We start from the raw sequence: 13,577 nt of genomic DNA on the forward strand, positions 1-13,577 counted from the left end.
TGCGGACTTTTTTTGTTTTTGGCTTAGTCATTTTTGGCAATGTCTGGCAACGCCAAGCACGGTTTGACCGTGGTATTTTGATGGGTATGATTCATCGGTAATGCCATGGATTACGCCCGATACCATGCTGAGTGTTTTTGATGGGGCATGGTATTAAATTTATATATCTATCTGTTTTGTAAGGATTAATCTCTAGTTTTTTAGAGGTTTTTCAGCATGGTATCAAACAAGAATAATAGGTCGAAACATGCTGACTGATACCAAGCTACGCAATCTCAAACCCAAAGATAAACTTTACAAAGTCAATGACCGTGATGGCCTCTATGTTGCTGTCACTACCGCAGGCTCTATCTCTTTTCGCTACAATTACTCGATCAATGGCAGACAAGAAACCATTACCTTTGGTCGCTACGGAGTAGGAGGCATCACGTTAGCAGAAGCGCGTGAGCGTCTCAATGAAGCGAAGAGAATGGTTACTGATGGAAAGTCACCGGCCAAAGAGAAAGCCCGTGCTAAGGCGAGAACCAAAGATGCTGAAACCTTTGGTGCCTGGGCTCAGAAATGGCTGCGTGGTTATCAGATGGCCGACTCTACCCGGGATATGCGTCGCTCAGTCTACGCCCGAGAGTTAGAGGGCAAATTTGGCAATCAGAAGCTGACAGAAATCACTCATGAAGATCTGCGAGCCTAGATATGCCTCTAAGCCTTTTATAACATGGCTCAAAGCTGAACGACTTACCCCAAGATGATCTGCCGCTTTGCAAAAGTGAAAGTGTTTCTCGATCCTATTCAATTAGTGATTCAGCGTTCTTACACTTTACCCCATCTACATAAGAAAAGGCCAAACAAAGCGCTGAGCATGGAATGTATCTATTCAATTGTTAAGCCGTAGTCAAAACGGATTGAATCCAATCAGCGAAAACTCGAAATGACAGGTTTAAATGTTTACTCTGAGGGTAAACGAGGGATAGTGGTATCATCGGCGTCTGGTATTGTTCAAGAACTGGTATAAATTTACCATTGTCTATATAGGGTTGTGCTAAATAGCTAGCGATGCGTATTAAACCTAAGCCCTGCAACCCACAGTTTATGAAAGTATCAGTATCATTCACTTTTAGTGTTTCGTTCATTTGAACCTTAACGTTTTCTTCGTTCTCAATAAACTGCCAGTTAATTACACGCCCAGAGCTTTGACTTAGATAGCCGATAGAATGGTGCTTAGTTAATTCATCTAAGTTCTCTGGTTTTCCAAAGCGCTTTATATAGGTTGGCGATGCGACCACAACCCAAGATGAAGTAATGAGTGGGCGTGCAACTAATGATGTTGAGTCTTCAATTTCTCCAGCACGAATGACACAATCATAGCCGTCATGAAATAAGTCAACATTCTTATCGCTGGTACAAAGTAAGAGCTCAATATCTGGATATTTATCAATAAACTCGCTAATTTTTGGTAAAATAGAATGATGCGCTAAGGATGTTGGCATACTCACTTTTAGCCTGCCACTTGGATTTCTAGCTTTGTTTGGGAAGTTGGACTCTATTGCTGATATTTCTGCGAGTATGTGTCGACATTGTGTTGCATAACTCTCACCATCGGGCGTTACACTTAACTTGCGTGTGGTTCGCTGTAACAACTTGACCCCTAAATAATCTTCCATCTCTTTTATAATTCTGGATACCGTGGATTTAGGTATATTAAGAGCCTCAGCCGCCTTACCGAAATGCTTCGCATCTACAACTTGAACAAATACTCTCATACCTTCGAAGCGATCCATTATGTCCACCATTATCCCAAAATTAAGAACAGTTTAACCTATAACTAGCTATTATTACTTTGAATAATCTAAATTACACTTTATTTCGAAACAATCAATAGAGAGTAATCAATTTATGAATCACAATTTAAACGTAGATGTATCAAAAATACTTGTCATGGGGGCTGGCCAGCTTGGTCTCGCGGTTCTTAATGCATTACAACCTAGAGTATCTGAATTGGGTGGGGATATAACTGTTTTAGTCTCGCCTAGTTCACTTGAGAATGGTGCAACACCAGTTGACGAGTCATTAAGGACGTTTACAGCAAAAGGGGTGAAATTTAAGGCATTAGATTTAAGTAACATTAGTCAAGAAGCCTTAGTTGTCTTTTTTTCTGAGTTTAATACAATTATAAATTGTACAGGCTTTGTTGCGGGTTTAGGTACTCAAACAAGAATCACACAAGCTGCTCTAGAGGCGGGTGTTGCGCGGTACTTCCCATGGCAATTTGGTGTAGATTACGATGTAGTAGGTAAAGGAAGTGGTCAACCAGTATTCGATGAACAGTATGAGGTTAGATCTATTTTACGCCAGCAGCAAAGTACTGAGTGGGTCATTGTCTCTACCGGTATGTTTACTAGTTTTCTGTTTGAACCAGCCTTTGATGTGGTTAACTTAGAAGAAGGCTATATCAACGCACTTGGCAGTTGGGATAATAAAGTCACGGTAACCGCCCCTGAAGATATTGGTAAATTAACCACTGAAATCTTATTAGAATCCCCCCGAATCATCAATGACGTCGTCTTTGTTGCTGGTGATACTATTAGTTACGGTGACTTAGCTGATGTAGTTGATCGCTTCAGTAATAAGCCTTTCACACGTAATGTTCTCAGTTTGGATAACCTGCAAACTGAGCTGACTAAAAACCCTGACGACCAAATGCTAAGGTACCGGGCAGCCTTTGCTCTTGGTGATGGCATGTGGTGGAATATCGAGAAAACGTACAATTTTAAAAAAGGAATTGAAACTCAAGATACTGAGCAGTGGTTAAATACGCATATAGGGTAATTATTTATTACTGTTGAATAACTCTTTTTCATCTACGTAATTCAGTCACCTGAATAACTAGGGCCAATTATATTGGCCCTAGTTACATAGACTTTGGATTCCAAATAAATAAGACACCTATTATAACCATCCCATTTTTAGTGGTTGCGGGTCTCCGAAAAACTGGATTTAGCCATATCTTTAATAAAAGAAAGATATCGTTATCTCTTATTCGTAATAGTAGTCCAAGTACTGATAATAGAAAGCGGTCAGGAATCGATTATTCGATTATTGTGAGCAAAAAACAGCCAAATATAGCTGGATTAAAGATGAACTGAAAAAGTTTAGATAAATACGCAAAATCGTTTCTTATTTTTTGTTTATTAGTGTGACGTTCATTTATCACGAATTGAAACAGGATGCAGATGAAGGTTTATCTCATAAACCACTAGTTAGGTATTGTGCTAAAGTATACTTATTTATATATAGATGGATGTTTTATTCATGTACAGCAACAAGTTGGGGATATAAATTGGATAGCATCACCTCGGGCTCGCGAATCATTACTACCGAAGAAAAACAAGCGCTCTGTGGTAATAGGGCAGCATTCTCATCTTGGCCAAAGCAGAACTAAAATGCCAGTCAGTATTACTGACTGGCATTTTTTTATGGTTGTATCTGTTCACCGTGATGAAGGCCCTCTATTTTTTGGGGCCGTGGCTGCACAACACCAGACACGGCCCGGTGATGGTGCGCTGGGCGGTATTTCATATGTGTCTTGTTGATCTTTATCAAGCATAACCAACGTAGATCTTGCGATTCAACGATGGACAAAAGTGTGTTAGCGCCGGTGTTTTCTCCCCGAGGCTCCGAGCGTGAGGGTTGCCAAAACCAAAGGAAAAAATGAAACCAGCAGCACGGTATGCCATCCATAGGAACTGAGAATCCCTCCGGAGGAAAATGAACCAATCGCCATCAAACCGAAAATGATGAAATCGTTAAGAGATTGCACCCGATTTTTCTCTTCCGGTTGATGGCATTCTAACACCAGAGCCGATGCGCCTAAGAAGCCAAAGTTCCACCCCAGCCCCAGAAGGATCAAGAGCGACCAGAAATGAAAGACATCTTCTCCAATCAGGCCAATCACGGCCGATAATCCTGTCAGTAGAATCCCCAGTGCCGATATTTTCGTAGCGCCAAAACGCGCTATCAACTTACCAGTAAAAAAGCTGGGGGCGTACATCGCGATAACATGCCACTGAATACCTAAATTGGACGACTCTTGACTGTGACCATGTATATGCATGGCTAATGGTGCTGCCGTCATTAAAAAATTCATAATTAAGTAAGAGGCTGCACCACAAATGACCGCACAGATAAAACGCGGCTGAAGGGCAATTTCAGACAGCGAACGTCCGCTCTGCTCTCTCTGTTTTTTCGGTGTCGGGGAATGCACGCCAAAGAGAATGAAACCTGCCAGCAGTGCGACGATAGCTTGAGCGAGGAAAGTCGCAGCAAACATTTTCTGCGGCCACAAATGCATGGTTTGCGTCACCAATTGTGGCCCGATAATTCCGGCAACAATGCCGCCGGCCATGACCAGAGACAGCGCTTGGGGACGCTTACTGACGGGTAAACCATCCGTGGCTGCAAAACGGAAAGAGAGCACGACCGCTGCATAAGCACCACCCAAAAAAGTGGAAAGACAAAATAGCCAAAACCATCCCATAAACAGTGCAGCCATAGCAAATAAGCCTGTGAATATGCCCGCACCGCTCCCAACTAAAAACGCGATTCGTCGACCATATCGCCGGGCAATTTCTCCGGCAGGAAAAACACAAGCCGCCATCCCGACAACAAAAATTGAAATGGGTAATGTTGCCAATACCGGTGAAGGGCTGAGCATATTCCCGACAATAGCACCGGTTGCGTAAACCACCACGGCATTTGCCCCGGACAGTGCCTGTGCCAGAGTTAAACGCCATAAATTAGAGCGATGCGACTGCGGACTGATGTATTCGGATTCATCCACTGCGGCATGAGCTTCATTCGCCATTCTGTTTACGTTCCTTATCAGGTGAAGTGCCTGCACAAAAGTGAAAAATTATCACAGCTACCGTAATCACTGAGGACAGCAACAGCAAGTGAAATGATCTTTAAAGCACACATAGAAAATCTTTATTGTTGTCGCTCATCCCGATTTACTTCGCTAAATAGCCAGTCTCTGAAAGCTTGCATTCTTGGTTGCTCTGCACATTCCGGGCGATAAACCACGTAATATGCCAAAGGGGAATTAAATTGAATTTCTGGAAACAGACGGATCAAATTCCCTGATGCAAGGTCATCTCGAACCATAACACTACGTGCAAGGGCGATTCCCCTCCCGTCAATGGCGGACTGAAGGACGGCAGCCGAGTTATTGATTTGAATGTTGTGTGCTGTTTCATGGTCAGTCACACCTGCTTTTTTCAACCATTCCGACCACGTCGGGAATCCGGTATGGTCATCCATAGATAAATCATGAATCAGCGTTTCACGGAGCAGTTCACCGGGATGATCGAAATGACGCTGTTCACGCAAGAGTCTCGGGGAGCACACAGGATAGACTTCTTCATCCATTAGCTTTTCCGACTTCAATCCTGACCAGTGACCCAACCCATAACGAACACCGATATCGACGCGCTGAACGGCAAAGTTGACTGGCTTTAGGTTGGTATCCAAGCGAACATCCGTTTCCGAGCAAATCTCCTGAAACCGATCCAGTCGTGGCAATAGCCACTTGGCAGCGAATGCCGGACTCACGGTTACGGTCAGAACACCACTCACGGAACTTTCTTGTAAACGTTCTAACCCGATCATCAATTTATCAAATCCCGCGCGAATGTCGGGTAGTGCTCGTTCTGCGGTTTCAGTCGGAATCAAACGAATTTTTCCACTGTTCATCCGATGAAAAAGGGGGGCATCGAGCCATTCTTCCAATGAACGAACCAGTTGTCCCACGGCGGCGGGGGTGACATGCAATTCTGCTGCTGCCGCAGAGAAACTCTGGTGCCGGGCACTGGCCTCAAAGGCCCGCAGAGCATTAAGGTATATCGGTAGCTTCATATCAATAAAGTTTTTCTTTAGTGTTGAAACAGATTATCTCGTTTGTGAACGGAAGTAAATCGGTGAAAAATACCTCTCAAGCCGATGGTTAAGCGCATTGCTACCCGTCTCGGTGAGTCAGTCGTTTATATCCAAAGTCATTCCTGAAAAGTTTTTCTTTATATCAATGCATGAAGAGAAAGGTTCTTGGGAAGCCGGATAAAAACATAAACAACAAGAGGTGAAGGTGCTACACACTTTGGCTCAACACGAACAGATTCCGCGTTGTGCGGTTTAAGAGAGATAAAGCGATGAACAATCAATTTGCAGGTAAAAAACTACTGGTTATCGGTGGAACAAGCGGAATGGGCCTCGAAACGGCTCGTATGATCCTTGCACAAGGTGGTCAAGCCGTGATCGTCGGTCACCGCGCAGAAAAAGCGGAAGCGGCACGTGCAGAGCTGTCTTCTCTGGGGCCCGTCGAAGCGCTGACCGCAGATTTGACCACAGATGAAGGCATGCAAGCATTACTAAAAGTGATTGATAACCGACATTCAGATGTTGATTTATTGGTAAATGCGGCAGGAGTGTTCTTCCCTAAACCCTTCTTAGCGCATGACGCATCGGATTACGATCAATACATGCAAATTAACCGGGCATTTTTCTTTATTACCCAAAAAGTTGCCGCCAATCTGGTGGCAGGAAACCGTCCGGGCGCTATCGTCAATGTGGGATCTATGTGGGCAAAACAGGCGATTGCTGCGACACCATCGTCCGCGTATTCAATGGCGAAAGCAGGTCTCCACTCTCTGACGCAACATCTGGCGATGGAACTGGCTGCCAGTCATATTCGAGTGAACGCGGTATCACCCGCGGTTGTACAGACCCCCATTTATGAAGGCTTCATTCCTAAAGACGAAGTTCATCAGGCACTTCAGGGCTTTAACGGCTTCCATCCGATTGGCCGCGTCGGCACGTCTCAAGACGTTGCGAATGCGATCATCTTCCTGCTTTCTGACAAAGCTGACTGGGTCACCGGTGCGGTGTGGGATGTGGACGGTGGTGTCATGGCTGGCCGCAACTAATCTGATCGTCAATCCCTAAAAGCGGACAACTGAGGTACGACGGTTTATCTTCGAGTCGGTGAATTTCAGAATCTTGGTCACAAAGTGTCAACGTGAATCATAAACAGATTGCAATCACCGACTACCTTGAACGACGGAACAATCAAAGAGTAAACATGAACCTCGGATTGTGCTACCGTAAATCGATATTCAACATGATGGAGATAAATAATGAACGGCAGTTGGGCTGACTTCTTTCCGTACTTTGCTGGTGCTTTTAAGATTATTGTCTTAGGGATTGTGGCTTACTTAGCCATTAAATGGCATTTTGATGAAGAGCGGCGGGTGAGAGAAGCAGAAGGTGCGGTATTTGATACACCAAGCGCCATGAAAAAGTTGTCAATGATATTCGCCTTTATCGCCTTTTTCGTGGTGCTGATCGTTCTGGTGGTTTATGCGACAAACTGGGTCCTTTACTGACAGAGTTTGTTGACCATTCTTCTCATCAACGTATGAGCCTTTCCATTCTCAATCAAGATAAATGTAGGTCAGAGTGTCGGCGACACGGCTTCAAGCTGGGTTGGTTCCATTAAAGCAAATGCGGTGCGCATATTGCGCGTCTCTTCCCCCGGACTGCGGCCAAACAGTCGTTTAAACTCGCGGTTGAACTGCGAGGCACTTTCATAGCCGACCCGGGCAGCCGCGCCGGCAGCAGTGACGTTATCCCGGATCATCATCAGTCGTGCTTGGTGAAGACGTACGGATTTGATGTACTGAATCGGTGACGTGGCTGCTACGGATTTAAAATTTGCATGGAATGCCGGCACACTCAGGCCGGCTTCGTGTGCAAGAGTTGCCACATTCAGAGACTGAGCGTAATCAAGATGAATACGCTGCAGTGATCGTGCGATACGACCAAAATTGCCATGGCAGGCTAATGCGGCACGGATTGCACCGCCTTGTTCACCCTGCAGAACCCGAAAAATTAACTCACGTATGATCCCGGGCCCGAGCACACGGGCTTCAAGCGGAGAACACAATGCTTGCAGCAGTCGAACTGTTGTATCTGCCTGTGAGTCATCCAGTGGTGTCGATACGATCCCTGCGGGGGAGGGCAAAGTGTTCCCCGAGTGGTGATTTACAGTCATCACGAGATCTGCCACAGCCGTCATATCCAGCCGAACTGACACCGCGAGCAAAGGCTCCTCGGGGCTGGCATCGGTCTCACTCGAAAAAGGCAGCGGTACAGACAGAACCAGGTAATGCAGCGGGTCATAGTGATAAACCCGGTTGTTCAGATAGCCACGCTTGTGCCCCTGACAAACGATAATAATGCTTGGTTCGTAAAGGACTGGGGTACGTCCTAAATTTCCGTTAGCGCGCATCAGACGCACATCATCAATCAAGGTTCGGGTATAGCCTTCATGTGGCGCCAATTGACGAATTATTGCTGCCATTTCGGCTTGTTTAGTCATGCAAGGAGACATTTCGGACATACATAAGACCTGCTTCGCTGATTGAGTCGTTATATTTTGGTTGATGGCATGCCTAAAAATCAATATGACCAATAGGATTAGGCAATCATCAAAGATTGTTAGACCTATCGCACATACAGAGCGCTCTTTAAGATCATGGTTATCCGATCTTTCCAAGATCGCCACTGCTATCTGGAACGACGGACGGAGATGACGCTTTTTATCTGATCATGTCCCTCATGTTTAACAGCCGGAGTATCTATATATGCAACAACAAACATCATCAACAGACGTCTGGTTTATTACCGGTGCTGCCCGTGGCATTGGTTTTTCACTGGCTCGCCAACTGCTGGCGCGCGGTGACATTGTCGTCGCAACGTCCCGCAATCAATCCGTTTTGCGTCAGGCGCTTGGTCATGACAATCCACAGTTGCTCACACTGGAAGTCGACCTGATCAACGAAGAAAGCGTTCAAAACGCTATTCATGAGGCGATAGCCACTTTCGGTCGCATCAACTACGTGGTAAACAATGCCGGTTACGGTCAGCAGGGCACTATCGAAGCTTTGACCGATAGCGAATTACGGCACAATTTCGATGTGAATGTGTTCGCGCCACTGCATGTGCTACGCTACGTTTTGCCTCATATGCGTGCACAGCAAAGCGGGCATATATTTAATGTGTCATCGATTGTCGGCTTTCAGGGGGGGTATGCAGGTTGGGGCAGCTATGTTGCCAGTAAATTTGCGCTGGCCGGTCTGACGGAGACTTTGGCTGCCGAGTTGGCCGAGTTAAATATCAGAGCGACGGTTGTCTATCCTGGACCGGTGCGCACTGGTTTTCTGTCAAAGGACACACTTGTCGTCGCTCAACGCACAATCGCCGACTATACCGAAGCGCAAGCCTCGCTGGATCTCCATCTCAATGGCTTGGATGGTAAACAAGCGGGTCACCCTGATAAGGTTGCATCCCTCATACTGGCGGCCGCGGATGCAGACGAACCTCCGGTGCATCTTTTTGCCGGTAAGATTGCCAATTCCCTTGCTGAGCAGAAAATGCAGGCCGTGAATCATGATCTTGAGTGCTGGCGAGAGGCGTCTGATGCAACAGATTATTGATCAGTCGCTGATTTCCGTTCTATCAAGGGACATGTAAACGGAGCATATCCCGGTTTTTTTTATGGCCGATATGGGTATTGTTGAGCTGATCGAAGCCGGTTTGGTTATCGGAACGGGCACATGCATCACCGCGATAACCGGGGGGGATGGTTTGGAAAATGGCTCGCCAAAATCCAGATTTATGGTGTCGTACCCATTGGTTTTATCGCGATGAGTCTGGAGATGTTGGTACTGGCTCACGCGACATTGTCTGGTTTTGTGATTCTCGGAAACGGCGACTGTCCGTCTTCCGTTTCCGGGAAATGTCTCTGAGCTGTTTATCTAAAGGTGCGTTTCTTTATCACCCCCGGGCCACATAACCGATGGCATAAAGCTCTCGCCCTTGGTAGGTACTGAGCTCTGCGTCGCTCACCCATGCGACGCTCAGTGTTTGCCATTCATGGTAATTAATGCCCTGGATATCCGCTTGTTGATTGGCATTATGGGCAATGGATGCAAAGTGATGTGGCTCAGCGGGTGGGGGCGGCACCGCATCAAGAAACCAAGTTTCAACTTTGGGCCGGCCAAATTGCTGACACAGTGCTTTGAATCCGTCACTGCTAAGAAAGGCTATCATCGCCTGATGATCTTCCCACACATACAAGGGCGCATAGCGATTCTCGGGACTGTGATACAGCGCTGCATCCTGACGTGCATATAAGTAAGCCTTGAACACTAACCCCGGCCAGCCATCTAATAAATATCCCTTATCTTTGATCCTGCGTTCTATCAGTTCCATGTCGTAATCAGCAGGGAGTACGAATTTGTATTGCATTGCTATCATCATTATTTCTCCTGTAAATCTGTGGCTGGAATACCACAAGTAAAAGATCAGTCTGCCGTCTGATTGCATTGAGACGGGGTTGCATCTAAACGTTCGAAAGCTGAGGCGGCAACAGGCCATCCGGCATAAAAGGCTAAGTGGGTGATTGCCGCGCTAAGCTCTTCGGTACGCAAGCCATTGCTCAATGCACGGGTCAGGTGGCCGGGTAATGAGCACCACAAGGGCGGTAACCGTGATTAAACTCCGGTCTCTTTGGCTGAGTGTGTCATCCTGCCAAACTTGCCCGAAGAGCACCTCAGAAGTGAGCTGGTGGAACTGAGGCGCGAGCCGGGCAATCATTGTCATGAGTTCTTTTTCCTGAGCAGTCATCTGTTTTCCTCGCCTGATTGAAGTGACAGGGAAATCATAAGTTGAAATTTTGATTCAAAAAATCAAAACTATTGGCATTGACTATTTTGTTTTTCAGGATGATTGATGATGCGTAGCCTTGATTTAGATGCTTTGCGCTGTTTTGTGTTAGGGATTGAACTGGGCAGTTTTGCGCTTGCCGCCGAGCGTCTGAGCCGTTCTGCGTCTGCTGCCAGCGCACAGTTAAAGAAGCTCGAACAGCAGTGTCAAACACAGTTAGCCGTGAAAGTGGGGCGGAATCTTGAACCGACGGAGGCCGGTGAAGTGGTGCTGGGATACGCCCGGCGAATGTTGCAGTTAAATGATGAATTGCTGAACCGTCTGAGCGGCAGCCGATTGGCAGGCAAAGTCACTTTTGGCTTACAAGAAGATTTTAGTGATGTGCTATTACCCCAACTGTTAGGTGCATTTTCACGCAGCCATCCACAAATACAGTTACAGTCAATTGTCGGACGTCATCAAGAGCTGCTGCGTGATATTGTCTCTGGTGAGTTAGACTTCTCACTGGGATGGATGGGTGAAAAAAGTGCGCCTTACAGTGAGTTTTTAGCGGAATTACCCATGCAATGGTATGGCCCGGCCAGTAAACACCTCAGAGAATCCGTGCTGATGGCGCAGCCTTTGCCGTTAGTGATGTTGGACGGCTCATGTCTGATCCGTCAACAAGCCACCGAAGCGCTAGATCATCACGGGATCCCGTGGAAAATTAACTTTGTTGGCAGAAGCTTAAGTAATTTATGGCGTGCCGTTGAAGCCGGATTAGGGATTACCGTACGTTCCTCTTTCAGCCACCCGGAGAGCATCACCAAACTGAGCGGTCTACCCCCGTTGGGGAAACTCAAATTGTGTCTGGACAGAAGCCAATATCAGCTCGATGACGTTCAGGCTCAGTTGTATGCAGAATTGAAACAGCAGCTATTGCAGTATCTGGAAATGTAGGGAGAGGAGAGCCAAGCTTGCGCGCGACTCGCAAAATATCAGTTCAGTATCGTTTAGGGAGGACGTTTCACGCTATCGGCCAAATGTCGAAAGTACCAGAAAGAGGGGCAGACACGGAAAGTCTGTGACAGACGTTATCTCGGTCGCCATGCCCTCATATCATTGGTGGCGATCATCTTATGGTTTCGGCGTGAGAACGTGTAACCGAGCTTCGTTACATGCAGTCTCGAGCTTGTTGGGTAGGCTTTCATCTGAGATCAGATAGTGAAAATCCATCAGGTCACCGATTTTATAGGTCGCAGTTTGGTTTATGGCCTTCTTTTCTACAATGAGGTAGCGCTTTAGGCTTCTCTCCATCACCAAGCTGGCAATATTAGAGACCAGCATGTCTGAACTGGTCACACCAAACTTATCGTGCACACCGGCTGATGAAATAAATACCTTCTGAAATATCATCGGCGTCAGAACATCATTTGATGCTGAAATAAATACATCATGAACCGGGTTGTAGCTGCCACCTTGTAAAATGGCTTTACAGTTTGGCTTCTGCTTGAGGGCCAGAAATACATTCATCGATGCTGTTACCCCGGTAAACATTACATGATTGGGGATCGAACCAATAATGTCGGCATTGAGATCGCCATTGTCGAAATACACCACATCATTCATCTCAATAAAATCAGAGACAACTGCGGAAATGTAGTTATTGACTTTGACGGGGGGGAAAGCATTTACTGCGTTACTTTGGCGATTGTCGGCATAAGGTGTTGCGGTTTCACCGATGGTTAATCCGCTATCATCGGCCCCTTCATCATGAACGATGGGATGACCACGGCGGATATAACCGCCGTAGTATTCTAAAGGAAAAGAGTGGGCAGCATTGGAGCTTAAATCTCGACGCACGGTCATTTCTGACACTTCTAAAAGACGGGCGATTTCTTTCAAATGAATCTTATCGCTGTGTCTGAGACACGCTTCAATGCGACGAAGTCTTTCTAACTGCTTGGTAACCATGTTTCTCCATTTCCGGCCTTTAACAGCCGAAGGCTTCTTGCTTTTAGTAACCATGAGAGGCTGGGGCTTGGCCTGTGACAATACTTACACTGGCACTCGCTCCAATACGTGATGCCCCTGCATCAATCATTGCTTGGGCCGTTTCTCTGGTACGAATACCGCCAGATGCTTTCACGCCCATATTTTTGCCAACAGTATCACGCATTAACTGAATATGCTCAACCGTTGCGCCACCGGTCGAAAAACCTGTTGAGGTTTTCACAAAATCAGCACCGGCTCGCTGACAAATATTACATAGTTCAATGATTTGTTGATTGGTTAACAGACAAGTTTCAAAGATCACTTTGAGCAAGGTTTGCCCGCATGCAGCTTTGATTGCATGGATCTCTTGTTCAACTTTGTCCCAGTTTGCATCCAGTACATCACTGATGTTGACGACCATATCGATTTCATCAGCACCAAGCGCGATTGCATTCTTGGTTTCAAACACTTTGACAGTTGTCGTATTCGCCCCCAACGGGAAACCGATTACGGTACAGATCTTCACATTGGATGTCGCCAATCGTTTGGCACAGTGCTCGACAAAAGCCGGATTAATACAGACAGAGAAAAACTGATGTTGATGTGCTTCATCACATAGTGTGTTGATTTGTTGTGTGGTTGCATTCGCCAATAGCAGCGTGTGGTCAATCATGTGATTCATAAGGTTCCCTTGTGTATTCATTGAGAAAAATGGTTGATGTTATATTAATAACACTCAAATTCATTAATGTTATTATATTTACATTGAATTGTGATCAATCCCGTATATCCTCATTTTATAACCAATATTAACATCATTAAGGTGA

Annotated in this window: 17 protein-coding genes and 1 pseudogene; 8 read left to right on the top strand and 10 right to left on the bottom strand. The window is 46.0% G+C overall.

Annotated features, from left to right (window positions below):
- Nucleotides 1–247 precede the first annotated feature (247 nt).
- A pseudogene (locus OCV37_RS03710) lies at nucleotides 248–688 on the top strand (tyrosine-type recombinase/integrase); the annotation flags it as partial.
- Here OCV37_RS03710 and OCV37_RS19750 read toward each other — a convergent pair.
- Together OCV37_RS19750 and OCV37_RS03715 are read right to left on the bottom strand one after the other, a co-directional pair.
- Nucleotides 629–793: a helix-turn-helix domain-containing protein gene (locus tag OCV37_RS19750; RefSeq protein WP_084717485.1), complete on the bottom strand. Its 165-nt coding sequence runs from the start codon at nucleotides 791–793 to the stop codon at nucleotides 629–631. The pseudogene OCV37_RS03710 and the gene OCV37_RS19750 overlap by 60 nt on opposite strands.
- 88 nt (nucleotides 794–881) lie before the next feature.
- Entirely contained in the window at nucleotides 882–1,778 is an 897-nt protein-coding gene (locus tag OCV37_RS03715) for a LysR family transcriptional regulator (RefSeq protein WP_038182836.1), read from the bottom strand.
- A 115-nt stretch (nucleotides 1,779–1,893) separates the two neighbouring features.
- On the opposite strand from OCV37_RS03715, the gene OCV37_RS03720 reads away from it, so the two are divergent.
- Both OCV37_RS03720 and OCV37_RS03725 read left to right on the top strand, forming a co-directional pair.
- A complete protein-coding gene (locus tag OCV37_RS03720; protein ID WP_038182466.1) occupies nucleotides 1,894–2,826 on the top strand; it encodes an aromatic alcohol reductase in 933 nt (310 codons plus the stop codon).
- A gap of 614 nt (nucleotides 2,827–3,440) precedes the next feature.
- Nucleotides 3,441–3,590: a hypothetical protein gene (locus OCV37_RS03725; RefSeq protein ID WP_157635016.1), complete on the top strand. Its 150-nt coding sequence runs from the start codon at nucleotides 3,441–3,443 to the stop codon at nucleotides 3,588–3,590.
- Nucleotides 3,591–3,646: 56 nt separating this feature from the next.
- Here the strand turns inward: OCV37_RS03725 and OCV37_RS03730 are convergent, their stop codons facing one another.
- Nucleotides 3,647–4,861, bottom strand: coding sequence for an MFS transporter (locus tag OCV37_RS03730; RefSeq protein ID WP_084717484.1), 1,215 nt, complete (start codon nucleotides 4,859–4,861; stop codon nucleotides 3,647–3,649).
- A gap of 122 nt (nucleotides 4,862–4,983) precedes the next feature.
- Nucleotides 4,984–5,910: a transcriptional regulator GcvA gene (gcvA, locus tag OCV37_RS03735; protein ID WP_038182464.1), complete on the bottom strand. Its 927-nt coding sequence runs from the start codon at nucleotides 5,908–5,910 to the stop codon at nucleotides 4,984–4,986.
- A gap of 290 nt (nucleotides 5,911–6,200) precedes the next feature.
- On the opposite strand from gcvA, the gene OCV37_RS03740 reads away from it, so the two are divergent.
- Both OCV37_RS03740 and OCV37_RS03745 read left to right on the top strand, forming a co-directional pair.
- Complete coding sequence (locus OCV37_RS03740; protein ID WP_038182460.1) at nucleotides 6,201–6,974, top strand: SDR family NAD(P)-dependent oxidoreductase; 774 nt, start codon at nucleotides 6,201–6,203, stop codon at nucleotides 6,972–6,974.
- 210 nt (nucleotides 6,975–7,184) lie between these two features.
- Nucleotides 7,185–7,433, top strand: coding sequence for a hypothetical protein (locus OCV37_RS03745; protein ID WP_038182457.1), 249 nt, complete (start codon nucleotides 7,185–7,187; stop codon nucleotides 7,431–7,433).
- 68 nt (nucleotides 7,434–7,501) lie between these two features.
- On the opposite strand, the gene OCV37_RS03750 is transcribed toward OCV37_RS03745, so the two are convergent.
- Nucleotides 7,502–8,428, bottom strand: a complete 927-nt coding sequence (locus OCV37_RS03750) for an AraC family transcriptional regulator (protein ID WP_038182454.1) — start codon at nucleotides 8,426–8,428, stop codon at nucleotides 7,502–7,504.
- 265 nt (nucleotides 8,429–8,693) lie between these two features.
- Here OCV37_RS03750 and OCV37_RS03755 point away from each other — a divergent pair, with 265 nt between their 5' ends.
- Both OCV37_RS03755 and OCV37_RS03760 read left to right on the top strand, forming a co-directional pair.
- Entirely contained in the window at nucleotides 8,694–9,545 is an 852-nt protein-coding gene (locus OCV37_RS03755; RefSeq protein ID WP_038182452.1) for an SDR family oxidoreductase, read from the top strand.
- Nucleotides 9,546–9,665: 120 nt separating this feature from the next.
- A complete protein-coding gene (locus OCV37_RS03760) occupies nucleotides 9,666–9,857 on the top strand; it encodes a hypothetical protein (protein ID WP_038182450.1) in 192 nt (63 codons plus the stop codon).
- A 28-nt stretch (nucleotides 9,858–9,885) separates the two neighbouring features.
- Here the strand turns inward: OCV37_RS03760 and OCV37_RS03765 are convergent, their stop codons facing one another.
- From OCV37_RS03765 to OCV37_RS03775, 3 genes are read right to left on the bottom strand one after another with little or no spacing between them, the layout of a single operon-like run.
- Nucleotides 9,886–10,371: a DUF4865 family protein gene (locus OCV37_RS03765; protein WP_315973425.1), complete on the bottom strand. Its 486-nt coding sequence runs from the start codon at nucleotides 10,369–10,371 to the stop codon at nucleotides 9,886–9,888.
- 44 nt (nucleotides 10,372–10,415) lie between these two features.
- Nucleotides 10,416–10,589: a carboxymuconolactone decarboxylase family protein gene (locus tag OCV37_RS19795; protein WP_390902281.1), complete on the bottom strand. Its 174-nt coding sequence runs from the start codon at nucleotides 10,587–10,589 to the stop codon at nucleotides 10,416–10,418.
- Nucleotides 10,522–10,737, bottom strand: a complete 216-nt coding sequence (locus tag OCV37_RS03775) for a carboxymuconolactone decarboxylase family protein (protein ID WP_245609136.1) — start codon at nucleotides 10,735–10,737, stop codon at nucleotides 10,522–10,524. Before OCV37_RS03775 ends, OCV37_RS19795 begins: the two co-directional genes overlap by 68 nt.
- A 105-nt stretch (nucleotides 10,738–10,842) precedes the next feature.
- Here OCV37_RS03775 and OCV37_RS03780 point away from each other — a divergent pair, with 105 nt between their 5' ends.
- Complete coding sequence (locus OCV37_RS03780; protein WP_261888119.1) at nucleotides 10,843–11,715, top strand: LysR substrate-binding domain-containing protein; 873 nt, start codon at nucleotides 10,843–10,845, stop codon at nucleotides 11,713–11,715.
- A 177-nt stretch (nucleotides 11,716–11,892) separates the two neighbouring features.
- On the opposite strand, the gene OCV37_RS03785 is transcribed toward OCV37_RS03780, so the two are convergent.
- On the bottom strand, nucleotides 11,893–12,729 hold the full coding sequence (locus OCV37_RS03785) for a DeoR family transcriptional regulator (RefSeq protein WP_038182448.1): 837 nt from the start codon (nucleotides 12,727–12,729) through the stop codon (nucleotides 11,893–11,895).
- Between the two features lie 43 nt (nucleotides 12,730–12,772).
- A complete protein-coding gene (gene deoC / locus OCV37_RS03790) occupies nucleotides 12,773–13,432 on the bottom strand; it encodes a deoxyribose-phosphate aldolase (RefSeq protein WP_084717483.1) in 660 nt (219 codons plus the stop codon).
- Nucleotides 13,433–13,577: the final 145 nt, after the last annotated feature.

The sequence above is a fragment of the Vibrio rhizosphaerae genome (assembly GCF_024347095.1).
GTDB classification, from domain to species: Bacteria; Pseudomonadota; Gammaproteobacteria; order Enterobacterales; family Vibrionaceae; genus Vibrio; species Vibrio rhizosphaerae.

Bases quoted from the DNA above. Each gene is read 5' to 3' on its own strand.
- OCV37_RS03715 (WP_038182836.1), bottom strand. From the start codon at position 1,778: ATGGATCGCTTCGAAGGTATGAGAGTATTTGTTCAAGTTGTAGATGCG.
- OCV37_RS03720 (WP_038182466.1), top strand. From the start codon at position 1,894: ATGAATCACAATTTAAACGTAGATGTATCAAAAATACTTGTCATGGGG.
- OCV37_RS03725 (WP_157635016.1), top strand. From the start codon at position 3,441: ATGCCAGTCAGTATTACTGACTGGCATTTTTTTATGGTTGTATCTGTT.
- OCV37_RS03730 (WP_084717484.1), bottom strand. From the start codon at position 4,861: ATGGCGAATGAAGCTCATGCCGCAGTGGATGAATCCGAATACATCAGT.
- gcvA (WP_038182464.1), bottom strand. From the start codon at position 5,910: ATGAAGCTACCGATATACCTTAATGCTCTGCGGGCCTTTGAGGCCAGT.
- OCV37_RS03740 (WP_038182460.1), top strand. From the start codon at position 6,201: ATGAACAATCAATTTGCAGGTAAAAAACTACTGGTTATCGGTGGAACA.
- OCV37_RS03745 (WP_038182457.1), top strand. From the start codon at position 7,185: ATGAACGGCAGTTGGGCTGACTTCTTTCCGTACTTTGCTGGTGCTTTT.
- OCV37_RS03750 (WP_038182454.1), bottom strand. From the start codon at position 8,428: ATGACTAAACAAGCCGAAATGGCAGCAATAATTCGTCAATTGGCGCCA.
- OCV37_RS03755 (WP_038182452.1), top strand. From the start codon at position 8,694: ATGCAACAACAAACATCATCAACAGACGTCTGGTTTATTACCGGTGCT.
- OCV37_RS03760 (WP_038182450.1), top strand. From the start codon at position 9,666: ATGCATCACCGCGATAACCGGGGGGGATGGTTTGGAAAATGGCTCGCC.
- OCV37_RS03765 (WP_315973425.1), bottom strand. From the start codon at position 10,371: ATGATGATAGCAATGCAATACAAATTCGTACTCCCTGCTGATTACGAC.
- OCV37_RS03775 (WP_245609136.1), bottom strand. From the start codon at position 10,737: ATGACTGCTCAGGAAAAAGAACTCATGACAATGATTGCCCGGCTCGCG.
- OCV37_RS03780 (WP_261888119.1), top strand. From the start codon at position 10,843: ATGATGCGTAGCCTTGATTTAGATGCTTTGCGCTGTTTTGTGTTAGGG.
- OCV37_RS03785 (WP_038182448.1), bottom strand. From the start codon at position 12,729: ATGGTTACCAAGCAGTTAGAAAGACTTCGTCGCATTGAAGCGTGTCTC.
- deoC (WP_084717483.1), bottom strand. From the start codon at position 13,432: ATGAATCACATGATTGACCACACGCTGCTATTGGCGAATGCAACCACA.